18 protein-coding genes and 3 tRNA genes are annotated in these 22,439 nt (G+C 72.8%); 11 read left to right on the top strand and 10 right to left on the bottom strand.

Annotated features, from left to right (window positions below; translation table 11 throughout):
- On the bottom strand, positions 1-629 hold a 629-nt coding region (locus L0B03_RS02745), incomplete at its 3' end, for a hypothetical protein (RefSeq protein ID WP_250443793.1).
- 134 nt (positions 630-763) lie between these two features.
- On the opposite strand from L0B03_RS02745, the gene L0B03_RS02740 reads away from it, so the two are divergent.
- Positions 764-1,576, top strand: a complete 813-nt coding sequence (locus L0B03_RS02740; RefSeq protein WP_250443790.1) for a hypothetical protein — start codon at positions 764-766, stop codon at positions 1,574-1,576.
- 85 nt (positions 1,577-1,661) lie between these two features.
- Here L0B03_RS02740 and L0B03_RS02735 read toward each other — a convergent pair whose 3' ends face one another.
- Complete coding sequence (locus L0B03_RS02735; RefSeq protein ID WP_250443787.1) at positions 1,662-2,690, bottom strand: LLM class flavin-dependent oxidoreductase; 1,029 nt, start codon at positions 2,688-2,690, stop codon at positions 1,662-1,664.
- Between the two features lie 180 nt (positions 2,691-2,870).
- On the opposite strand from L0B03_RS02735, the gene purL reads away from it, so the two are divergent.
- Together purL and gdhA are read left to right on the top strand one after the other, a co-directional pair.
- A complete protein-coding gene (gene purL, locus L0B03_RS02730) occupies positions 2,871-5,279 on the top strand; it encodes a phosphoribosylformylglycinamidine synthase subunit PurL (protein ID WP_250443785.1) in 2,409 nt (802 codons plus the stop codon).
- Positions 5,280-5,373: 94 nt separating this feature from the next.
- Positions 5,374-6,711: an NADP-specific glutamate dehydrogenase gene (gene gdhA, locus L0B03_RS02725; protein WP_250443782.1), complete on the top strand. Its 1,338-nt coding sequence runs from the start codon at positions 5,374-5,376 to the stop codon at positions 6,709-6,711.
- An 89-nt stretch (positions 6,712-6,800) separates the two neighbouring features.
- Here gdhA and L0B03_RS02720 read toward each other — a convergent pair whose 3' ends face one another.
- On the bottom strand, positions 6,801-9,179 hold the full coding sequence (locus L0B03_RS02720; protein ID WP_250443779.1) for a hypothetical protein: 2,379 nt from the start codon (positions 9,177-9,179) through the stop codon (positions 6,801-6,803).
- 122 nt (positions 9,180-9,301) lie between these two features.
- Here L0B03_RS02720 and L0B03_RS02715 point away from each other — a divergent pair, with 122 nt between their 5' ends.
- The 5 genes from L0B03_RS02715 (at position 9,302) to purM (ending at position 16,936) form a co-directional block, all read left to right on the top strand.
- The gene (locus tag L0B03_RS02715) at positions 9,302-9,679 is read left to right on the top strand and encodes a sterol carrier family protein (RefSeq protein WP_250443776.1); all 378 of its coding nucleotides are present in this window, start codon (positions 9,302-9,304) and stop codon (positions 9,677-9,679) included.
- Positions 9,680-9,895: 216 nt separating this feature from the next.
- The gene (locus L0B03_RS02710) at positions 9,896-13,717 is read left to right on the top strand and encodes an ExeM/NucH family extracellular endonuclease (protein WP_250443773.1); all 3,822 of its coding nucleotides are present in this window, start codon (positions 9,896-9,898) and stop codon (positions 13,715-13,717) included.
- 93 nt (positions 13,718-13,810) lie between these two features.
- A complete protein-coding gene (locus tag L0B03_RS02705; protein WP_250443771.1) occupies positions 13,811-14,188 on the top strand; it encodes a histidine kinase in 378 nt (125 codons plus the stop codon).
- A gap of 124 nt (positions 14,189-14,312) precedes the next feature.
- The gene (gene purF / locus L0B03_RS02700; protein WP_284501309.1) at positions 14,313-15,821 is read left to right on the top strand and encodes an amidophosphoribosyltransferase; all 1,509 of its coding nucleotides are present in this window, start codon (positions 14,313-14,315) and stop codon (positions 15,819-15,821) included.
- Complete coding sequence (gene purM, locus L0B03_RS02695; RefSeq protein ID WP_250443766.1) at positions 15,818-16,936, top strand: phosphoribosylformylglycinamidine cyclo-ligase; 1,119 nt, start codon at positions 15,818-15,820, stop codon at positions 16,934-16,936. The genes purF and purM overlap by 4 nt, the downstream gene beginning before the upstream one ends.
- Positions 16,937-17,054: 118 nt before the next feature.
- Here purM and L0B03_RS02690 read toward each other — a convergent pair whose 3' ends face one another.
- From L0B03_RS02690 to L0B03_RS02665, 6 genes are all read right to left on the bottom strand, one after another.
- Positions 17,055-17,258 carry a DUF3073 domain-containing protein gene (locus L0B03_RS02690; protein WP_250443764.1) on the bottom strand — a complete coding sequence of 68 codons (204 nt, stop codon included), beginning with the start codon at positions 17,256-17,258 and terminating at the stop codon, positions 17,055-17,057.
- A 203-nt stretch (positions 17,259-17,461) separates the two neighbouring features.
- The gene (locus L0B03_RS02685; RefSeq protein WP_250443760.1) at positions 17,462-17,788 is read right to left on the bottom strand and encodes a DUF3618 domain-containing protein; all 327 of its coding nucleotides are present in this window, start codon (positions 17,786-17,788) and stop codon (positions 17,462-17,464) included.
- A complete protein-coding gene (locus L0B03_RS02680; RefSeq protein ID WP_250443757.1) occupies positions 17,788-18,201 on the bottom strand; it encodes a phage holin family protein in 414 nt (137 codons plus the stop codon). Before L0B03_RS02680 ends, L0B03_RS02685 begins: the two co-directional genes overlap by 1 nt.
- Before the next feature lie 220 nt (positions 18,202-18,421).
- A tRNA-Phe gene (locus tag L0B03_RS02675) sits at positions 18,422-18,494 on the bottom strand.
- Positions 18,495-18,538: 44 nt separating this feature from the next.
- Positions 18,539-18,612 (bottom strand) — tRNA-Asp (locus tag L0B03_RS02670).
- Positions 18,613-18,680: 68 nt separating this feature from the next.
- Positions 18,681-18,753, bottom strand: a tRNA-Glu gene (locus tag L0B03_RS02665).
- A gap of 104 nt (positions 18,754-18,857) precedes the next feature.
- On the opposite strand from L0B03_RS02665, the gene L0B03_RS02660 reads away from it, so the two are divergent.
- Both L0B03_RS02660 and L0B03_RS02655 read left to right on the top strand, forming a co-directional pair.
- Positions 18,858-19,202, top strand: coding sequence for a metallopeptidase family protein (locus tag L0B03_RS02660; RefSeq protein WP_250443754.1), 345 nt, complete (start codon positions 18,858-18,860; stop codon positions 19,200-19,202).
- Between the two features lie 41 nt (positions 19,203-19,243).
- On the top strand, positions 19,244-20,167 hold the full coding sequence (locus tag L0B03_RS02655; RefSeq protein WP_250443752.1) for an LLM class flavin-dependent oxidoreductase: 924 nt from the start codon (positions 19,244-19,246) through the stop codon (positions 20,165-20,167).
- Positions 20,168-20,214: 47 nt separating this feature from the next.
- Here the strand turns inward: L0B03_RS02655 and galE are convergent, their stop codons facing one another.
- Positions 20,215-21,195, bottom strand: a complete 981-nt coding sequence (galE, locus tag L0B03_RS02650; protein ID WP_250443749.1) for a UDP-glucose 4-epimerase GalE — start codon at positions 21,193-21,195, stop codon at positions 20,215-20,217.
- Between the two features lie 84 nt (positions 21,196-21,279).
- Here galE and L0B03_RS02645 point away from each other — a divergent pair.
- Positions 21,280-22,439, top strand: a 1,160-nt coding sequence (locus L0B03_RS02645) for a mechanosensitive ion channel family protein (RefSeq protein WP_308199985.1), incomplete at its 3' end; no start/stop codon positions are given.

Below are 22,439 nucleotides of genomic sequence, written 5' to 3'. Positions count from 1 at the left end.
ATCTGGTTGCGCGAGGCCTCCTCCAGCAAGGCGGCGACCACGGCCCACACCCCCTCGCCCCCCGCCGACCCTGCCTGCCGGGGCCACGCCGTCGGCACGACGGCGAGGCTGCGGCCCCCCTCGTCCGCGCGCTCGGCCCAGTCGAGGGAGTCGACGGCGCGGCCCGCGAGCCAGAGGGCCACGGTGGCGTCGGCGGGCGGGGCGGAGGGCACCAGCGTCAGCACCCCGTGCTCGCCGACCTGCAAGGCGCTTGCGGGCTCACCGTCCGCCCTGGTCACCGCGGGGGAGGCCACGCCGCCCGCCACGCCGGTCGCGTCGCGCAGCACCGCGGAACCATCCCCGAGCACCTCGATCTCGACCCCCTCCTCGGTCGCCAGGACGGGGATCGGCGTCGCGCTGGAGCCCGGCCCCAGCGCGACCTCGAGATGGACGGCGCCGCCCTCGGCCGCTCCCACCCTGGTGCCCGCGGAGGGCCAGACCGTCACCTGGCCGAGGAGCATCGGCTCACCGGAGCGCGGGCCCGTGGCCGGGTCCGCCGAGTTCGTGGGGCTCGCACCCGGGGTGTCAGAGGCGTCGTCCGCGAAGGGTGTGCAGCCGGCGAGGACGAGCACCGCCCCCACGGCAGCCACCGCTGCGACACGACCAGGTCCTGGCAACGGGCCTCCCTCCACAGGACGACGCTACGCGAGGGCAGGCCGGCCTCGGTTCCGCGTAGGGTTCCCGCCGATCAGTCGATCGACCACCCGCACGACGAGGAGGGCCCATGGGCCTGTTCGGCCGCACCCGGCACGTCACCGAGGACGACCTCGGGATCGGCGTCTTGCTCCGGCTCGCGACCGTCGACGGCCTGGACCCCCAGGAGGTGCGGCACACGAAGCACGTGCGTCGCGCCCTCGATCTCGCACGGCCCGCGTTCGCGGCTCTGGAGGCCGCCGGGCTGCGCGGCGAGGTCGACGTGCTCCTGGGGGACGAGACGGGCGGAGAGGTGCACCTCGATGCGGGCGGCACGCTGCGCCTCTCGGTCTGGGGGGACGGGGACCTCGACCTCGACGTCGGTGTGGTCCGGGACGGCGTCGTGCACGGCCGCGGGAGCCTCGAGGCGGCGGAGCTGGTGGGCCCGGCCGCTGCGGAGCGTGCGCGGCACGAGCTGCTCTTCGCGATGTCCTCGGCGATCGCGGAGGAGGGAGCCGCGACGGTGGACGTCCCCGCTCCGCTGACCCTCACGGACGGGAACCTGCAGCGGCTCGAGGCCACCGACCGGTCGCGGGCGCGATGGTGCGTGTGCGTCTTCGTCACGAGGGAGCACGAGGTCCCGGCGGATGTGGGCGAGGCGGCCCGGCAGAAGCTCTGGATCGAGCACACGGTGGGGGTCAAGCTGCACCTCGACGGCACGATCGTCAACGACCCCCTCGACGACGACCCCGACGGTGAGCGCTCGCGCACCAGCCTCGCCACGGCGGAGGAATGGGCGGGGGAGCCGGTGGACCTCGTGCCCTACGCGCGGTGGCTGGCGGACCAGACCCAGAAGCGGCTCGGCCTGCGGGCTCCTGGGCTCTGGCCTGCCACAGACGCCTAGATCCGCCCGCGCGCCCAGACCCGCCCGTGCCGCACGCGGTCCAGCCCGGCACGAACCGGGCCGCACGGACCCGGGTCGCGCCGGGTCAGGCGGCGAGGGCGTCGCGGACCAGGGGAGCGACCCGCGTCCCGTAGAGCTCGATCGCGCGCATCGTGTGCTCGTGCGGCAGCGCGCCCTGGGAGAGCTTGAGGCTGAACCGGTCCAGGCCCAGGCCCTGGGCGCTGCGGACGATCTTCGAGGCGACCGTCTCGGGGGAGCCGACCATGAGAGCGCCGTCGGGCCCGGCGGCGTTCTCGAAGGACTCGCGCGTGGGCGGCGGCCATCCGCGCTCGCGGCCGATGCGGCCCACGTACTTCCGGTAGTGCGGCCAGACCTGCTCCTTGGCCTCGTCGTCGGTGTCGGCGATGTGCCCAGGGGAGTGCTGCCCGACGCGTCCCGGGCCGGTGCCGAGCTCGGAGAGCGCCCGGTGGTAGAGCTCGACGTACGGGCGGAAGTGCATCGGGTCGCCACCGATGATCGCGAGCATCATCGGCAGGCCGTGGCGCGCGGTGCGGATGACGGACTCGGGGCTGCCGCCGACCCCGACCCAGGTCGGCAGGTCCCCCTCGAGCCGGGGGTAGACGACCTGGCCCTGCAGCGAGGGGCGCAGGCGTCCGGTCCAGCTGATCGTCCCGCCGTCGAGCAGGCGCCGGAACAGGTCGAGCTTTTCCTCGAAGAGCTCCTCGTACTGCTCGAGGGGGTAGCCGAACAGCGGGAAGGACTCGGTGAAGGAGCCCCGCCCGACGACGACCTCGGCCCGCCCGCCGCTCAGGGCCGAGAGGGTCGAGAAGCGCTGGAACACGCGCACCGGGTCGTCGGAGGAGAGCACCGTCACGGCCGAGGCCAGACGGATCCGCTCGGTGCGGGCGGCGATCGCGGCGAGCACCACCTCGGGGGCGGAGACGGCGTAGTCGTCGCGGTGGTGCTCGCCCAGCCCGATCAGGTCGATGCCCACCTGGTCGGCGAGGATGCCCTGCTCGAGGAGCTCCCGCAGCACCTCGCCCTCGTGCTTGAGGGTGCCGTCGGGACGCTCGGTCACGTCGCCGAAGTGGTCGATGCCCAGCTCGATGCTCACTCTGCCTCCTGGTCGTGGTCGCTGCTCACGCCAACCGCGGGGGCTGGGTGTCTGTTCCGTGGGGCGGTGGCCCGGCGTCGGGCTGCCCGCGCGTCGGCCCTGTGCCGAGACGTCGCCCGAGGTGCCGCCACGCCCAGGTAGCCTGAGCCCCGACCCCGTGGGCCCTTCGGTAGGGAATCGATGACCTCCGCACCTGACACCTCGTCCGACGTCGCCCAGGCTGCGACGGACTCCTCGCACGGCGCGCTGCCCGACACCGTCGCGCACGCCGCGGCGACCCCGGGCACCGCCCTGCCCTTCGCCGAGCTGGGCCTCAAGCCTGACGAGTACGAGCGCATCGTCGAGCTGCTGGGCCGTCGGCCCACCGCCGCCGAGCTCGCGATGTACTCGGTCATGTGGTCCGAGCACTGCTCGTACAAGTCCTCCAAGGTGCACCTGCGCCAGTTCGGGGACAAGACCACCGAGGAGATGCGCAAGCACCTGCTCGTCGGCATTGGCGAGAACGCGGGCGTGGTGGACATCGGTGACGGCTGGGCCGTGACCTTCAAGGTCGAGAGCCACAACCACCCGAGCTTCGTCGAGCCCTACCAGGGTGCGGCCACCGGCGTCGGCGGCATCGTCCGGGACATCATCTCGATGGGCGCCCGCCCGGTCGCGGTCATGGACCAGCTGCGCTTCGGCGCGGTCGACCACCCGGACACGGCCCGCGTGGTGCACGGCGTGGTCGCCGGGGTCGGCGGCTACGGCAACTCCCTGGGCCTGCCGAACATCGGCGGCGAGCTGGTCTTCGACTCGGCCTACCAGGGCAACCCGCTGGTCAACGCCCTGTGCGTGGGAGTGCTGCGCCACGAGGACATCCACCTGGCCAACGCCTCGGGCGTGGGCAACAAGGTGGTGCTCTTCGGGGCGCGCACCGGCGGTGACGGCATCGGCGGGGCCTCGATCCTCGCGAGCGAGACCTTCGAGGACGGCGTCCCCTCCAAGCGCCCCTCGGTGCAGGTGGGCGACCCCTTCATGGAGAAGGTGCTCATCGAGTGCTGCCTCGAGCTATACGCCGCGCGCGTGGTCGAGGGCATCCAGGACCTGGGCGCCGCGGGCATCTCCTGCGCGACCTCCGAGCTCGCGAGCAACGGCGAGGGCGGCATGCACGTCGACCTCGAGAACGTCCTGCTGCGCGACCCGAGCCTGACCGCGGGCGAGATCCTCATGTCCGAGTCCCAGGAGCGGATGATGGCGGTGGTCACCCCCGCCAAGCTCGAGGAGTTCCTCGCGATCACGAACCGGTGGGACGTCGAGACCGCCGTGATCGGCGAGGTCACGGGCACTGGCCGCCTCACCATCGACCACCACGGCCACCGCATCGTCGACGTCGACCCGCGCACGGTCGCCCACGAGGGCCCCGTCTACGACCGCCCCTACGCGCGCCCCGTCTGGATGGACGGTCTGCAGGCCGACACGGCGAGCGGCCCCGACGGCGCCGCCCGCTACCCGCGCCCCGCCTCGGGGGACGAGCTGCGCGAGACCCTGCTGCGCCTGGTCGCCTCGCCGAACCTCGCGAGCAAGTCCTGGGTGACCGATCAGTACGACCGCTTCGTCCAGGGCAACACGGCCATGGCCCAGCCCGACGACGGCGGCGTGATCCGCGTGGACGAGGAGTCCGGCCTGGGCGTGGCCCTGGCCACCGACGCGAACGGCCGCTACGCCAAGCTCGACCCGTATCTCGGTGCCCAGCTCGCCCTGGCCGAGGCCTACCGCAACGTCGCGACCGTCGGCGCCCGCCCCCTCGCGGTGACCGACTGCCTGAACTTCGGTTCCCCCGAGGACCCGGACTCGATGTGGCAGCTGGTCCGTGCGATCGAGGGCCTCGCCGACGCCTGCGCCGAGCTCGGTGTGCCCGTCACGGGTGGCAACGTCTCCCTGTACAACGGCACGGGTGAGCCCGGCACGATCGACTCCTCGATCCACCCGACCCCCGTGGTCGGCGTGCTCGGCGTCCTGGACGACGTCGCCCGCGCCACCCCCTCGGGCTGGCGGGTGCCCGGGCAGGCCATCTACCTGCTGGGCTCGACGCGCGGCGAGCTCGACGGATCGGCCTGGGCCGACGTCGTGCACGGCCAGCTCGGCGGGCTGCCGCCCCGGGTGGACCTCGCGGCCGAGCGCACCCTCGCCGCGATCCTCGTCAACGCCTCGCGGGACGGCCTGGTCGACGCCGCTCACGACCTCTCCGAGGGTGGCCTGGCCCAGGGCCTGGTCGAGGCCTGCCTGCGCTACGGCACGGGGGCCCGCGTGTGGCTCGACGAGCTGTGCGCCCGCGACGAGATCACGCCCTTCGAGGCGCTCTTCGCCGAGTCTGCCGGGCGGGCGATCGTCGCCGTCCCGCGCACCGAGGAGGTGCGCTTCGTCGACATGTGCACCGCCCGGGGCGTGGCCCACCAGCGGATCGGCGTCACCGACGACACCACCGACGCCGACCACGACGGATCGGGGGCTACCGCAGGGCCTGCCCTCGAGGTCCAGCACCTGTTCACCGTCGGGCTCGACGAGCTCGCCCAGGCGCACCGGGACACCCTGCCGCGACTGTTCGCCTGACCCACCGGGGCGGGCCACGGGCCCGCACGGCCCGCCGGTCCGTCCCACCCACGGAACGACCGGCGCGACGTCGCGCCCCGAAGGAGCACCGCCCATGGACAGCAAGCTCGAGCCCGTCTACGCCCAGGTCCTGAGCCGCAACCCCGGCGAGTCCGAGTTCCACCAGGCGGTGCGCGAGGTCTTCGACAGCCTCGGGCCGGTCCTGGCCAAGCACCCGCACTACGCGGACGCGGCGGTGCTCGAGCGGATCTGCGAGCCCGAGCGCCAGATCATCTTCCGGGTGCCCTGGGTCGACGACCACGGCAAGGTGCAGATCAACCGGGGCTTCCGGGTCGAGTACAACTCGGCCCTCGGACCCTACAAGGGGGGCTTGCGCTTCCACCCGTCGGTCTACCTGGGGATCGTGAAGTTCCTGGGCTTCGAGCAGGTCTTCAAGAACGCCCTCACGGGCATGCCCATCGGCGGGGGCAAGGGCGGCTCGGACTTCGACCCTCGCGGACGCTCGGACGGCGAGGTGATGCGCTTCTGCCAGTCCTTCATGACCGAGCTGTACCGGCACATCGGTGAGCACACCGACGTGCCCGCGGGGGACATCGGCGTCGGCGGACGGGAGATCGGCTACCTCTTCGGCCAGTACAAGCGGATCACCAACCGGTACGAGTCGGGGGTCCTGACCGGCAAGGGGCTGGCCTGGGGCGGCTCCCTGGTGCGCACCGAGGCCACCGGGTACGGCACCGTGCTGTTCGCCGATCGGATGCTCCGCACGCAGGGCGAGTCCCTCGACGGGCGCCGCGTGAGCATCTCCGGTGCGGGCAACGTCGCGATCTACGCGGCCCAGAAGGCCCAGCAGCTCGGCGCCCGCGTGGTCACGTTCTCCGACTCCTCGGGCTACGTCGTGGACGAGCAGGGCGTGGACCTCGAGTTGCTCAAGGAGGTCAAGGAGGTCCAGCGCGGGCGCGCCGCGGACTACGTGGCGCGTCGTACCGGTGCTCACCTCTCGACCACGGGCAGCGTCTGGGACGTGCCCGTCGACGTCGCCCTCCCGTGCGCCACCCAGAACGAGCTCGACGTCGCCGGCGCGACGGCCCTCCTCCGCAACGGGGTGAAGGTCGTCGCCGAGGGCGCCAACATGCCCACCACCCGCGACGCCGCCGCGCTCTTCCAGGAGGCCGACGTCCTGTTCGCGCCGGGCAAGGCGGCCAACGCCGGCGGCGTGGCGACCTCGGCCCTCGAGATGCAGCAGAACGCCTCGCGGGACTCGTGGACCTTCGAGCACACCGAGGACCGGCTCGCCGAGATCATGACCGACATCCACGACCGGTGCGCGGGCACCGCCGAGGAGTACGGCGTCCCGGGCAGCTACGTGCTCGGGGCCAACATCGCGGGCTTCCGTCGGGTCGCGGACGCCATGCTCGCCCTCGGCGTCGTCTGAGGGCGAGGTCGTCCGAGGGCGAGGTCGTCCGAGGGCGAGGGGCCGCCCGTGGGGCTGCCGCGCTCGGCAGCCCCACGGTTCGGGTCAGGTCAGCGCAGGACGACGAACCCGTCGCTCACCACGCGCGGCCGCCCCGCGGTGCCCTGCACGACGATCTTCACCGTGTGGGTGCCCGAGGTCGCCCAGCTCTTCGTCCAGACGACGTTCCGCCGGACCTGGGTCTTCGAGTACGTGTCCACGGTGCCGATCTTCTTGCCGTCGACGTAGACCGTGGCACGGCCCTTGTCCGGGCCTGTCTGGGCGACCCAGCCGACGCTGCGCCCGGTGAACTTGTAGCTCATCGTCGACATGCGGGTCTCGGAGACCAGCGCCTTGCCGCCGAGCAGCTGGCTGTGGCCCGCGGCACGCCACGTCCCGGTGCGGGAGGCCGACGTCTCCGGTGCGGTGCGGATGTCCCGGACCATCGAGGCGGTCGTGGTGCGCCCCGACCAGTCCCGGGCCTTGAGCGCCCACGTCCGCGAGCCGCGGGGCACGACGTACTTCGCGCTCGTGGTCGCGGGCTTGTAGGTGGCCGTAAGGCCCGTGGGCTGCGCGAGGCTGACGTCCCGCAGGGTCGCGTCCGAGGCCTTCCACGTCAGGGTCACGGGGACAGCCGAGGTGGAGACCACGCCCGTGCGGAGGGCGAGCTGGGGGGCCTGGGGGAAGGTCGGTGCCATCGAGTCCCGGGTGACCGTCACGCCGTCGCTCGCGGCGGTCGCGGTCTGGCTCAGCGCGCGGACCACGATGACGTTCTTGCCCTTGTTGAGAGGGACGGTCGCGGTGCGGTCGGCTGCCCCGACCGTCGCGACGACGACGCCGTTGCGAAGCACCTGCTGCTTCACGAGGGCCGCCCCGTCCGGCACGCTCCACTGGACCTTCGTCGTGGTTCCCTGGGTGTAGAAGGCCTTGCCGTCGGTGGCCGTGCCCGAGAGGGCCGAGACCGTGGGCTTGCCCGGACGCAGGTCCGGGCCGATGGTCAGCGCGACGGTCGCCGCGCCCGAGGACTGCGCGGTGACCTGGACCGCGGCGCCGCCGTCGGCCGTGGTGAAGGTGCGACCCTGCTGGAGCACGAACCAGGGCTCGGTGCTGACGTAGGCGGGGTCCTCGACGCCGGCGTCGAGGAGCCAGGTCTCGGCCCCTGCTCGCGGGGAGTCGACGCGGCGCACGACGACGCCCGGGTCGTAGCTGTCGAGCTCCAGGCAGTCGAAGACGCCGTAGGCGCAGCCGCCACGGGTCGTCCCCAGGTCCGCGTCCCGGCCGACGGCGGCCCGGTACTCGACGTGGTACGTCGCCCCGCCCGAGGTGAAGGTGAGGAAGCGGGTGCCGGTGAGACCGCCGACGGGGGCCAGGGCGACCGTGGTCGATGCCGCAGCCGAGACCGTCGAGTCACCACCGAGCAGGCCGAGGGTCTGCAGGTGGGCGCCGCTGAGCGGTCCCGCCGAGGTGCCCACGCCCATGACGTCGTAGGCGTCGCCGTACTCGCCCGCGTAGCACTCGTGGTCGTGCCCGTCCGCGAGGTCGCCGTCGCAGAAGGTGCGCGAGTTCGAGTGGCCGAGGGTGAGGGTGTGACCCAGCTCGTGGGCGAAGGTCATCCAACGGCTCGCACGGTTGGTGTCCCCGTTGATCCACGCGGCGCCGCCGTCGGCCACGTGGGCCACCCCGGCGAAGCCGCACACGCGGAAGTCGGGGGTGTAGAGGACGGCGTGCTGCCCGTGGCCTGGCGTGGTCGGGAGGCCGGCCTGCGTGCTCGCCCAGTCCAGGGCCTTGAGGATCTGGGCGTTGGTGCAGGTGCTGGTCGTGCCCCAGGCGCCGTAGACCGCGCCGTCCTGCCGGCTCGACTCGCTGAAGGCGATCTGCCCGTCGGTCGAGTCCGACCAGTAGGGCGTGACACGGGTGGTCAGGTCGGTCGCGAGGTGGGTACTCAGGATCGTGGGGGCGGCCTGGCCGGAGATCCGGCCGGAGATCAGGTGCACGGGCCGGACGGCGACCGCGCCGGGCGCCTCGGCGATCTCGGGCTCGACGACCTCAGCCTCGGGGACCGCGGTGAGCACGTCGACCTCGAGCAGCTCGGCCGAGGTCTCGGGCTCGGTCGCGGCCTCGAGCGGGTCGGCACCGACGACGACCACCTCGACGGTCGACCCGGTGGTCACCTCGGCGACCACCTCGTCGGGGACCCGCACCGGGTCGCCCTCGGGCGGCACCACGAAGGTCGCCTGGAAACCGCCGCCGTCGCGCAGCTCGACCGCGAGCCGCTGGACCTCGCCGGTGACGGTCTCGGGCTCGGTCGAGCCCTCGGCCACCACGGCGGTGGTCGGGGAGACCGTCGGTGCGGTGACCGTGGTCCCGGTGGTCGCCCCGGCAGGGGCGAGGCCCACGACCGGGAGCAGGAGTGCCGTCGCAGCGGCGAGCAGGACAGGGCGTCGAGCCATGCGTGTATGCCTCTCAGGACAGTCGCCCTGGGCCCCCATGGCACCGCGGTGCTGACTGATGCTCCCATCGGTCGTTCGGCCTCCGATCTTGAGGACGAGTTTTCTGTGGTTGGCTGCCTGGCATGGCACCGGCACGACGCACCGACCCCGCTGCAGGCCGCGCGGCCCTCGCCGCCTGGCGGGCTGATCCCGAGGGCGCCACCCGGGCCCAGGTGCGTACCGCCGTCCGCTTCTCCCTCGAGGAGCTCGCCGAGGTCGCCCCCGGTCCGTCGGTCGAGGTGCGCGTCCCCCCCGACGGCGCCGTGCAGGCCGTCGCGGGGCCGCGGCACACCCGCGGCACGCCCCCCAACGTGGTCGAGACCGATCCCGGCACCTGGTTGGCCCTGGTCAGCGGGCAGATCCCCTGGGTCGAGGCCCTCGCCTCGGGGCGGGTCCGCGCCTCGGGGGCCCGGGCCGACCTCGCGCCGTACCTCCCGCTCCAGGCAGCCCGTCCGCGCTGACGGCTACCCAGCCCGGCGGAGAGCGACGGCCGGGGTCCTTCCGGCCGTTCACCTCGCGGGACGGTCCCGCCCACCTGGTGAACGAAGGTCAAACCTTCGATGACCAAGGTCACAGGGGGGGTGGATCTTCACCCGGTCGGCCTATAGCGTGCACCGGGTCAGGGCGCCGCCTCGCGCGCCTTCGCTCCGTGCAGTGACCCCCTGGAGGTCAGCCCGATGCACCACGCCCGGCGCCGTACCCGGCGCCTCGTCACCCTCTCGGCAGCAGGCTCTCTGGGCCTCGCTGCCGTTCTCGTCCCCCCTGCCGCCGCGGCCGAGGTGACGCACACGATCGCCGAGGTGCAGGGCACCGGCGACGCCACCCCCTTGGCAGGCAGCACGGTCACCGTCGAGGGCGTGGTCACGGCCGACCACACCACGGGCGGCTACCGCGGCCTGTACGTGCAGACCGCCGGCTCGGGCGGGACCGAGGACGCGACCCCCGGGGCCTCGGACGGCATCTTCGTCTACCTCAACACCCGGACCACCGACGCCCAGATCGGCGACCTGGTGCAGGTCACCGGCGTCGCCGGCGAGTACTACGGGCTGACCCAGATCTCCGCCGCCGGAGCGGGCGGAGCGGTCGAGGTGCTCGGCGACGGCCAGCTGCCCGACCCGGTCGGCCTGCCGGACTCCCTCACGGGCGCGGACCGCGAGCCCTTCGAGGGCATGCTCGTCGCCCCCGAGGGCGACTACCTGGTGGCCTCGACCCACGAGGTCGACCGCTACGGCACCGTGTGGCTCAGCGCGGGGGACACCCTGCCGGTCAAGAGCACCGAGCTGGCCCGGCCCGGGGCCGAGGCCGACGCGATCGCGGCCCAGAACGCGGCCCGTCGCCTCCTTCTGGACGACGGTCGCAGCAGCCAGGTGACCGGCGCGACCCAGCCCTACCTCACCGCCGAGGACCCGGTCCGCGTCGGTGACGGCGTCGACTTCGCCGACCTGACCTACGTGCTGCACTACGGCTTCGACGAGTGGCGCCTGCAGCCCACCACGCCGATCAGCGCGCAGACCCCGGCCGAGCAGAAGCCGACCTTCCCCGAGCTGAACCCGCGTCCCGAGGCTCCGGCCGAGGTCGGCGGGGACCTCGCGGTCGCGGCCTTCAACGTCCTCAACTACTTCACGACCTTCGCCGAGGACGACTCCGACGCGCGCGGCGCCCGGAACCAGGCTCAGTTCGACCTGCAGAAGCCCAAGATCGTCGAGGCCATCACCTCGCTCGGGGCCGACGTCGTCGCCCTGCAGGAGATCGAGAACTCGGTGCAGTTCGGCGACGGGACCCCCGACGTCGCGCTCGCCGACCTCGTCGCCGCCCTGAACGTGGCCGAGGGCAGCGAGGTCTGGGCCTACGTGCCCACCCCCGCGGTGCTCGTCGGCGAGGGGGCGACCGAGACCGACGCGATCATGAACGCGATCATCTACCGCACGGGCACGGTCGAGCCTGTGGGTGACAGCCTCGCCCCGGTCGACGAGACCGTGTGGAACATCGCCCGCGAGCCGATCGCCCAGACCTTCCTCCCGCTCGACGGCGGGGAGGAGTTCGCGGTGGTCGCGAACCACTTCAAGTCCAAGGGCGGCGGGCAGGGCGAGGAGCCGGCCGACGGCCAGGGCTTCTTCAACGCCGAGCGCGTCGGCCAGGCCGAGGCGGTCATCTCCTTCGTCGAGGAGGAGGTCATCGGGGCCGGCATAGAGGACGTCGCGGTACTCGGTGACCTGAACTCCTACAGCCAGGAGGACCCGATCGCGGCCTTCGCGGCGGCGGGCTACGTAGACCTCACGGCCCAGCACGCCTCGGGCCAGTACACCTACACCTTCGACGGCGAGGCCGGGTCCCTCGACCACGCCCTCGCGACCCCGTCCTTCGCCGAGCGCGTGACCGGGGCCGACGTCTGGGAGATCAACGCCCCCGAGTGGTTCGGCTACCAGTACTACGGGGCCTTCCCCCAGGCCGAGGCCGGGACCGTGTACCGCTCCTCCGACCACGACCCGATCCTCGTCGGGCTCACAGCCGAGGGGCCTGACGGTGGTGACGGCACGGTCGAGATCGACCTGCTGACCATCAACGACTTCCACGGGCGGATCGAGGCCAGCTCCTCCACGGCGGGGGCCGCGGTCCTGGCCGGGGCGGTGAGCTCCTACCGGGACGCGAACCCGAACACGCTGTTCCTCTCCGCGGGGGACAACATCGGCGCCTCGACCTTCACCTCCTTCGTCCAGGAGGACACCCCGACCATCGAGGCCCTCAACGCGATGGGGCTCGACGCTGCCGCGCTGGGCAACCACGAGTTCGACCGGGGCCGCGAGGACCTCGACGACCGCGTGGTCCCGCTCGCGGACTTCCCGCACCTGGGGGCCAACGTCTACGACCGTGAGACCGGCGAACCCGCCTACGACGAGTACTGGGTGACCGAGGTCGACGGGGTGGACGTGGGCTTCATCGGTGCCCTCACCGAGAACATGCCCTCGCTCGTCACCCCGGCCGGGATCGCGAGCCTGGAGTTCCGGCCGATCGTCGAGGAGGTCAACCGCGTCGCGGCTGACCTGACCGACGGCGACCCCGCCAACGGTGAGGCCGACGTGCTCGTGCTGCTGGTCCACGAGGGCCCTGCCTCGGCCGACATCGCGGACTCGACGGACGACTCGGACTTCGGTCGCATCGCGACCGAGGTCAGCCCCGAGGTCGACGCGATCTTCGCCGGCCACACCCACCAGGAGCACACCCACCAGATCCCCGTCGAGGGCTGGGCCGACGGCCTGACCCGGCCGGTGGTCCAGGGTGGCCAGTACGGCGAGAACCTCGCCCGGGTCACCCTCACGGTCGACGCCGAGGGCGAGGTCGTGGAGAACGCGGCGGAGATCGTCCCGCTGGTGGTCGACGGCGAGCCGGCCTTCGAGCCGGACGAGGAGGTCGCGGCCATCGTGGCCGACGCGGTCGAGGTCGCCGAGGAGCTCGGTGAGGTCTCCCTCGGGGAGATCACCGCCGACCTGCGCCGCGCCCAGCAGTCGGACGGCTCGGAGAACCGGGGTGGCGAGTCCACCCTGAACAACCTCGTGGCCGACGTGCAGCGCTGGGCCACGCAGGACGCGGGCACCCAGATCGCCTTCATGAACCCGGGCGGGCTGCGGGCCGACCTCACCTACGGCTCGAGCGGTGAGGGGGACCCGGACGGGAACGTCACCTACCGGGAGGCCGCCAACGTCCAGCCCTTCGCCAACACGCTGGTCACCATGACCCTCACCGGCCAGCAGGTGGTCGATGTGCTCGAGGAGCAGTGGCAGCCCGCGGGGGCCAGCCGGCCGTTCCTCAAGCTCGGCACCTCGGGCGTGACCTACACCTACGACCCGACCGCCCCGCAGGGCGAGCGGATCGACCGGGTGCTGGTCGACGGGGAGCCGCTCGACCTCGAGGCCGGGTACACGGTGGTCGTGAACTCCTTCCTCGCCTCGGGCGGGGACAACTTCGCGACCCTCGCGGAGGGCAGCAACTCCCAGGACTCGGGTCGCGTGGACCTGCAGGCCTTCGTCGACTACCTGGGCGAGCTGTCGCCCGTGAGCCCCGACCTCGCGCAGCGGGCCGTGGGTGTCCAGGTCGTCGACCCGCCGGCCGCGGGCTACCTGCCCGAGGACGAGGTCACGGTCGAGCTCTCCTCCCTGCTGTACAGCGCCGGGGAGCAGCAGCCCGACGAGGTGACGGTGCGGGTGGGTGACGAGGTCCTCGCGACCTCGGCGATCGACCCGACCATCGTCGACACCACCGACGAGGTGGGCCGGGCGAGCGTCACCTTCACGGTGCCCGAGGGCACCGAGACGGGCGAGCTCCTGGTCGTCGCGGAGACCGAGACCGGCACCAGCGCCGAGTTCACGGTGACCGTGGCCGAGGCGGACGAGCCCGAGGAGCCTGAGGAGCCCGGTGAGCCGGGGGGCAACTGGTTGGTCGACCTGGTCAAGAAGCTCTTCGGCTGGCTCTGGTACCTCTTCATCGGCTGGTGGCGCCCCTGAGCCCACGTCGGCTGACGACCTGAGGTCACAGCCGTCCGAGGCATGACGCACGGCAACCGGACCCTGCTCGCTCCCCGCGGGTAGGGTCCGGTTGTGTCGTCCGACCAGAACACCCCAGACCCGGACCAGCCCGTCGAGGGCCAGGCCGTCCCGGACCAGGTTCCCGGTGAGCCCGCCCCGGCCCCCTCTGTCCCGGCGCCCGAGCCCGCACCCGTGCCCGACGCCGAGGAGCTCGAGCGGGTCGCCACTCCCGCCTCGGTGCGCCGCGCGCCCCGCTACCGGGGCTTCGTCGTGGCCGGTGCGCTGCTGGGGATCCTCGTCGCGGTGCCCACCGTGCTGCTCTGGCGCGGCGGCACCAACGAGCTCGGCCTGGGGCCCGTCGTCGTCTTCACCGGACTGACCCTGGCCGTCCTGGGCGCGATCCTCGGCGCCGTGGTCGCCGTGGTCGCGGACCGGCGCTCGCGGCGCTGAGACCGGGGGCTCCGGGGGGCCCGTCTGCAGCGCGTGAGGCACCGGACGTGGCGCGCGCGACCCGGGCGGCGTGTGCGACGATGGCGCCGTGCCCCGCGGTGACGGACGTCTCAGCCATGACCTCATGCCCGGTGAGAAGGGACCCCAGGACGCGTGCGGCGTCTTCGGGGTCTGGGCCCCCGGTGAGGAGGTCGCCAAGCTCACCTACTTCGGCCTGTACGCCCTGCAGCACCGGGGCCAGGAGTCAGCAGGCATCGCCGCCTCGAACGGCGACCAGCTCCTCGTCTACAAGGACATGGGCCTGGTCTCGCAGGTCTTCGACGAGACGGCGCTCAACGCGCTGACCGGCCACATCGCGATCGGGCACACCCGGTACTCGACCACCGGTGCCTCGACCTGGGAGAACGCCCAGCCCACCCTCGGCCCCACGGCCGGCGGGACGATCGCCCTGGGCCACAACGGCAACCTCACCAACACCGCCGAGCTCGTCGACCTGGTGGCCGAGCGCTACGGCTCGCAGCGCCGCGGGGAGCTCGCCCGCGGCACCACCACCGACACCGCGCTGGTCACGGCTCTGCTGCAGGGCGACCCCGACCACACCCTCGAGGCCACCGCCCTCGAGGTGCTGCCGCGGCTGCGCGGGGCCTTCTGCCTGGTCTTCATGGACGAGCACACCCTCTACGCGGCGCGGGACCCTCACGGCGTCCGACCGATGGTCCTCGGTCGCCTCGAGCGCGGCTGGGTGGTCGCGAGCGAGAGCGCCGCCCTGGACATCGTCGGTGCCTCGCTGGTGCGCGAGGTCGAGCCTGGCGAGCTGATCGCGATCGACGCCGACGGGCTGCGCAGCACGCGCTTCGCTCCGGCCACGCCCACGGGCTGCTCCTTCGAGTACATCTACCTGGCCCGGCCGGACACGAGCATCTCCGGGCGCTCGGTGCACGCCGCGCGGGTCGAGATGGGGCGCGCCCTGGCACGGGAGTTCCCGGTCGACGCCGACCTCGTCATCCCGGTGCCCGAGTCCGGGACCCCGGCGGCCATCGGCTACGCGGCCGAGTCGGGGATCCGGTACGCGCAGGGGCTGACCAAGAACGCCTACGTGGGGCGGACCTTCATCCAGCCCTCGCAGACCCTGCGCCAGCTGGGCATCCGGCTCAAGCTCAACCCGCTCAAGGACGTCATCCGCGGGCAGCGGCTCGTGGTGGTCGACGACACGATCGTGCGCGGCAACACCCAGCGTGCCCTCGTCCGGATGCTGCGCGAGGCTGGGGCCGCCGAGGTGCACGTGCGGATCTCCGCGCCGCCGGTCAAGTGGCCCTGCTTCTACGGCATCGACTTCGCCTCACGGGCCGAGCTCATCGCCACGGGCCTCACCCCGGACGAGATCGGGCGCTCGATCGGGGCGGACTCCCTGGGCTACCTGTCCCTCGAAGGCATGATCGAGGCCACCGAGCAGCCCTCGGCCCGGTTGTGCACCGCCTGCTTCACCGGGAAGTACCCCATCGAGCTGCCTCCGGCGGACCGGCTCGGCAAGCACCTGCTCGAGCAGAGCGAGCTGCCCCTGGGGGCGCCCGAGGACGGTCTGTCCTCGCTGCTGACCTCGACCGGTGGCGCGAGCGCGCTCGAGCAGCCGTGAGCGCGTCTGAGCGCCAGCCGGTCACCTACGCCTCGGCGGGGGTCGACACCGAGGCAGGGGACCGGGCCGTCGAGCTCATGAAGGACGCCGTGCGCGCCACCCACGGTCCGCAGGTGCTGGGCGGGGTCGGCGGGTTCGCCGGGCTCTACGACCTCGCGGCGGTCTCGCGGTACCGGCGGCCGCTGCTCGCGACCTCGACCGACGGCGTCGGCACCAAGGTCGCCATCGCGCAGGCCATGGACGTGCACGACACGATCGGCTTCGACCTGGTCGGCATGGTCGTGGACGACATCGTCGTGGTGGGCGCCGAGCCGCTGTTCATGACCGACTACATCGCGACCGGGTCGGTGGTCCCCGAGCGGGTCGCCGCGATCGTCCGCGGCATCGCCGAGGCCTGCGCCGAGACCGGGACCGCCCTGGTGGGTGGTGAGACCGCCGAGCACCCTGGCCTGCTCGCCCCCGACGAGTACGACGTCGCCGGGGCCGCGACGGGCATCGTGGAGGCCGAGGACGTCCTCGGCCCGGAACGGGTCCAGGCGGGGGACGTGGTCCTCGCGATGGCCTCCTCGGGCCTGCACTCCAACGGCTACTCGCTCGTGCGCCGGGTCGTCCAGGTCGCCGGCTGGTCCCTGGACCGCGAGGTCCCCGAGCTGGGCCGCAGGCTCGGCGAAGAGCTCCTCGAGCCCACCCGCCTGTACACCCGCCCGTGCCTCGCCCTGGCGCGGGACGCTGGGCGCCACCTGCACGCCCTGAGCCACGTGACCGGCGGGGGACTCGCGGCGAACCTGGCGCGGGTGCTCCCGCCCGGGCTGCTCGCCGAGGTCGACCGGTCGAGCTGGACGGTTCCCGCGGTCTTCGAGATGGTGCGCCGTCTGGGCGACGTGCCGTGGACCGACCTCGAGGCCACCCTGAACCTCGGGGTGGGGATGGTGGCCGTCGTGAGCCCTGAGGGCGTCGACGGGGCCGTGGCGCAGCTCGCCGAGGCCGGGGTGCCCTCCTGGGTGCTCGGCCGGGTACGCGCCGACGAGGGCGAGACGGGCGAGGGCGTCATCCGTGGGACCAAGGGTGTGCACGGCGGCGCGGTGCAGATGCTCGGCGGCTACCGCACCGCCTGAGCGTGGCGGCGTCCCCTGAGACGCGACGGAACCCCGCAGGCCCGAGGGCTTGCGGGGTTCTCGTCGACTGCGTGTTCCGACCTGCCGTCCTGCACAGGTCAGGGTGCGTGTCGACCGGTCAACGATCCTCTGCTGACCAGTCGGCGTAGTCGTCAGCGTCCTCAGGGGTTCCCGAGGCCTGTCGGCTCTCCGTCGCCAGGTCGCTGCGGCGTCCACCAGACGTGAGCTCCTGCTCGAGGGCTCGGTAGTTCGGCTCGTAGCTCGAGTACTTGAGCTCGCGAGCGACCTTCGTCTGCTTAGCCTTCTGACGGCCGCGCCCCATGGCATCGACCCCCTCTAACGTAGAAGCGGGGCGGCACCGTGTTGTCACGTGCGGCCCCGGGGTGCTGGTTCTTCGTCGTGCGCTAACGGTACATGCTCTGCGGCCGTTCCGGCGACCCGCGACCCCCGGACGGCCCTGTGAGGTGCCCAGCGTGAGGGACGTCACGTCTCGCGGAACGGGACGCAAGGACTCAGGCGTGCGGCTCAGAGCTTGCGGACGATGGTGGCGAGGAGCCCCACGGCAGCCGCGGCCCCCGCACCGAGAATCACCCAGGCGCGCGTGGTCGGCTCGGGCTCACCGAGCGGCCGGGACTCTCCCGAGACCTTGCGCTTGACCTCGGCGACCGCGGCCTTCACCTCGTCGACCGCGAGGTTCGCCTGGGTGCGGGGGTCGAGGCGGTCCGAGAGCGCGTCCACGGTGAGCCGGAGCTCCTGACGGGTCCGGGCGATCTCCGCCTCGATCTGCTGCGGGGTGCGCTCGTCCTTCTCCTCCTCGGCGGAGGAGTCTGCGGCGGTGGTGGACGCGTTCATCACTGGAGTCCTTCCTTGACGGCCTCGACGTCGAGCTTGACGCTCTCCTGCGCCCGCTCGGGGACCGGCGGCACGCCCTTCTTGAGGGTCTTGATGCCGATCAGGGCCAGCGTCGCGGTGATCGCCAGGAGGACGAGGGCGACGATCAGTGCGGCGAGCCATGCGGGCACCGCGTTCGCGAGGCCCAGGATCGCGGTCGCGATCAGGGTCGCGAGGGCGAAGAAGCCGAGCAGGGCGGCACCGGCCAGGAGCCCTGCCCCGATGCCGGCGTGCTTGGCCTTCGCGGTCATCTCCGCCTTGGCGAGCGCGATCTCGTCGCGGATCAGCTGCGAGAGCTTCTCCGTCAGGTTCTGCACGAGCTCGCCGATGCTCGGTCGAGCGTCGGCACGCCCGGTGCTGTTCGTGCTCGTCACCTCACCACGTCCTTCGTCGTCGTCGGCCCGCAGGCAGCGCCGGCGGGGTGGGCCCCATTCTCTGCCCCAGCCAACCCGCGATGGGGCGGTTCGGCAATCGGAGAGCACGACGAGAGCACCGGCGACGGTGTGGGAGCGCGAGGGGCGGGGGCACCAGGTGCGGGAGCGACGCGGACCGAGGAGGCTGCGCGGTGCGGGCCGCAGGGTGGGGCGAGCTGGGTGGCCAGACGCGGGTTCGAACCGCGGACCTTTCGATTTTCAGTCGAACGCTCTACCAACTGAGCTATCTGGCCCTGCTGACGCCGACGCCCGGTCGTGAGACCGGGCGGGCGACGAGCGACCCCGACGGGACTTGAACCCGCGACCTCCGCCGTGACAGGGCGGCGCGCTAACCAACTGCGCTACGGGGCCTTGTGTAAGACAAGGTTCCTGCAGATCTTGCTGTGCACTGCTCTTGCGGTGTGCTGCTGTCCTGCTCGTACCCCCAACGGGATTCGAACCCGTGCTACCGCCGTGAAAGGGCGGGGTCCTGGGCCGCTAGACGATGGGGGCCGTGTCACACGGACGCCCGTGACGTCGTAGCGTCGTAAGACCTCGGAAAGCATACGGGCTGAGGCGGGGATCTCCAAAGCGGCCACAATGGCGGGGTGGTGGAGATGACGCGAGAGGCCTTCGAGGAGGCGGTCCGGGACGCCCTGGACCGGATCCCTCCCGAGCTGGCGGCCCAGATCGACAACGTCGTGGTGCTGGTCGAGGACGACCCTCCCTCCGAGGACCCCGAGCTCCTGGGCCTCTACGAGGGCGTCGCGCTGACCGAGCGGGACCTGTGGTGGGAGGCGGGGTCGCTGCCAGACCGGATCACGATCTTCCGGCACCCCACCCTGGCCATCTGTGAGACGGTCGCCGAGGTGGTCGAGGAGGTCGCTGTCACGGTGGTCCACGAGGTGGCGCACCACTTCGGCATCGACGACGAGCGGCTGCACGAGCTCGGCTGGGCGTAGGCGGGCGGCGCGGGCGGGAGCACGGCGAGAGAGGGAGACACATGCGGATCGGGATCGTGCTGCTGCCCCAGGACCGGTGGCCCGAGGCGAGGCGGCGGTGGCAGCGCGCCGAGGAGTACGGCTTCGACCACGCCTGGACCTACGACCACCTGGCCTGGCGTTCCCTGGTCGACGAGCCCTGGCTCGCGACGGTCCCGCTGCTCGCGGCGGCCGCGACGGCCACCGAGCGGATCAGGCTGGGCACCTGGGTCGCGAGCCCCAACTACCGCCACCCGGTGACCTTCGCCAAGGAGATCTTGGGGCTCGACGACGTGAGCGAGGGGCGGTTCGTGCTCGGCGTGGGGGCCGGCGGGACGGGGGTCGACGCCGAGGTGCTCGGCCCGCCCGTGAGCCTGCGCACCCGGACCGAGAGGTTCGAGGAGTTCGTCGGGATGCTCGACCTCCTGCTGCGGCAGCCCGTGACGGATCACGTGGGCACCCACTTCGAGGCTCACGGGGCGCGGATGATCCCGGGGTGCGTGCAGACCCCGCGGGTGCCCTTCGTGGTGGCCGCCAACGGGCCGCGCGCGATGCGTCTGGCCGCGCGTCACGGCCAGGGGTGGGGCACCTACGGCCCGAGCCTCGGCATCGAGGAGGCAGGCCCGACGCCGGCCCGGGCCCAGGAGCTGTGGTGGCAGGGGCTCGCCGAGCTGACCGGGCGGTTCGACGCCGCGGCGGCCGAGGCCGGTCGATCCCCCGGCGAGGTCGACCGCTACCTGAGCCTGGACGGTGCCCCCGTGTTCTCGCTGTCCTCGACCGAGGTGCTGGTCGAGGGGGTCGAGCGCGCAGCCGCCCTCGGCTACACCGACGTCGTCATCCACTGGCCACGACCCGAGGGTGTCTACGCCGGCAGCGAGCGCACCCTCGAGGAGGTCGCGGCGCGTCTCCCCGGGCTCCAGGCCCTGGAGCCCGCCCCGCGTCCCTGAGGAGGGGCCCCGGGGCTGTGCGGGCCGCAGGGGCGAGCCCTAGGCGATCAGGAGGAGGCCTGGCGGGCCTGCCAGGCGGTGCCGACCATGTCCGTCAGGGTGTGGCGCATCTGCCAGTCGAGGTCCCGCGCGGCGCGCTCCCCGGAGGCGACGATGCGGGCCGGGTCGCCCGGGCGTCGCGGGGCCTCCTCGGGGGCGAAGTCGATGCCGGTGACCTGGGCCATGGCCTGCATGATCTCCCGCACCGAGACGCCGTCCCCCGAGCCCAGGTTGTAGACGGGTTCCAGGGGGGTGCCCTGCTCGAGGGCTCGCGCCGCAGCGACGTGCGAGACGGCGAGGTCGGCCACGTGCACGTAGTCGCGCACGCAGGTGCCGTCGGGGGTCGGGTAGTCGGTGCCGTTGATGCGCGGGGTGCGGCCCGCCACGAGGGCGTCGAGCACCAGGGGGAACAGGTTGTGCGGGCTCGAGTCGTAGAGCCGGGGGCTGCCTGACCCGACCACGTTGAAGTAGCGCAGCGAGGTGTGCCGCAGCGGGGCGTCCGAGGAGGCCGTGGCGCGAGCCTGGTCGGCCAGCAGCCACTCGCCGATGAGCTTGCTCTCGCCGTAGGGGGACTCGGGGGCCGTGGCCGTCGCCTCGGTCACGAGGTCGGTGTCGGGGGTGCCGTACACGGCGGCCGAGGAGGAGAACACGATGTTCGTGGTGCCTGCCGCGGCCATCGCCTCGAGCAGGCTCACGGTGCCGGTGACGTTCTGCGTGTAGGTGTGCAGGGGGCGCTCGACGCTGACCCCCGCGTACTTGAACCCTGCGAGGTGCACGACGCCGGTCGCCCCGTGCTCACGGAGGGCGGCCTCGATGCGGTCGGACTCGAGGAGGCTCGCCCGGACGAAGGGGATGCCCTCGGGGACGAACTCCGCGTGCCCGCTCGAGAGGTCGTCCACGACCACGGGCGTGATGCCCTGGTCGATGAAGGCCTGCACGACGTGGGATCCGATGTAGCCGGCGCCGCCGGTGACCAACCAGGTGCTCATGAGCCCAGCGTATCGACAAGGTTCAACGGAAATCAACAAACTTGAACATGGGCTGTGCTCAGGGTTCCGCCCTAGTCTGGGCCCGTGCTCCCCCCCGCCATCATCCATGACCTAACCCGCGTCCTGGCCACCCCCGAGGACGAGACCACCACCGGTGTGGTCGTCCGCGAGGCGACCTCGGCCGTGGTGGTGGTCGTCGCCGTCGCCGCGGCCTTCGTGGTCGCCCTCGTGCTCGCCGAGGTCATCGCCGCCGTCGTCCGGGCGGCGGGCCGGCGGACCTGGCTCGCCGAGAACCTCTCGCGGCGCGCCCGCCAGCCGTTGCGGGCCACGCTCGTGGTCAGCGCGTCGTGGATCGCGATCAGGCTGGTCACCAGCCTGCCCACCGAGACCGACGCCGGGGCGGCCTGGCGGCCGGCGGTCGAGCACGCCCTGCTGATCGCGCTCATCGCCTGCCTCGCGTGGCTGGTGGGCGCCCTGGCCTTCGTCGCGGAGGACGCAGCCCTGGCGCGCTACCGCACCGACGTCGCCGACAACCGGCACGCCCGCAGGGTGCGCACCCAGGTGAGCATCCTGCGACGGCTCACGGTGGCCGCCCTGGTGCTCTGCGCGATCGCGGCGTCCCTGCTGACCTTCGAGGGGGCCCGCGTCGCCGGCGCCGGCCTGCTGGCCTCGGCCGGCGTGCTCTCGGTGGTCGCCGGGCTCGCGGCCCAGAGCAGCCTCGCCAACCTCTTCGCCGGGCTCCAGCTGGCCTTCACCGACGCGATCCGGGTCGACGACGTCGTCGTGGTCGAGGGGGAGTGGGGTCGCATCGAGGAGATCACCCTGACCTACGTGGTCGTCCACCTGTGGGACGACCGCCGGCTGATCCTGCCCTCGACGTGGTTCACCTCGACCCCGTTCCAGAACTGGACCCGCCGCGCCGCCGACCTGCTCGGCACCGTCGAGCTCGACCTGGACTGGACCGTGCCGGTCGACGAGATGCGCCTCGAGCTCACCCGGCTGCTCCAGGGGTCCGAGCTGTGGGACCACCGCGTCGGGATCCTCCAGGTCACGGAGGCGACGGGCGGTCTGGTGCGCGTGCGGGCCCTCGCCTCGGCCGCCGACGCCCCCACCCTCTTCGACCTGCGCTGCTACGTGCGTGAGGGCCTGGTGGTGTGGCTGCAGGGCAACCACCCAGGCGCGCTGCCCCGCACGCGCCTGGAGGACGGCGCGGTCGTGCGCCCGGACGTGGCGCGCCCCGAGGC

It is taken from the genome of Actinotalea sp. C106, from assembly GCF_023630195.1.
Taxonomy (GTDB): domain Bacteria; phylum Actinomycetota; class Actinomycetes; order Actinomycetales; family Cellulomonadaceae; genus Actinotalea.
The sequence above is the reverse complement of the archived record's forward strand: the minus strand, read 5'-3'. Positions and strand labels throughout refer to the sequence as shown.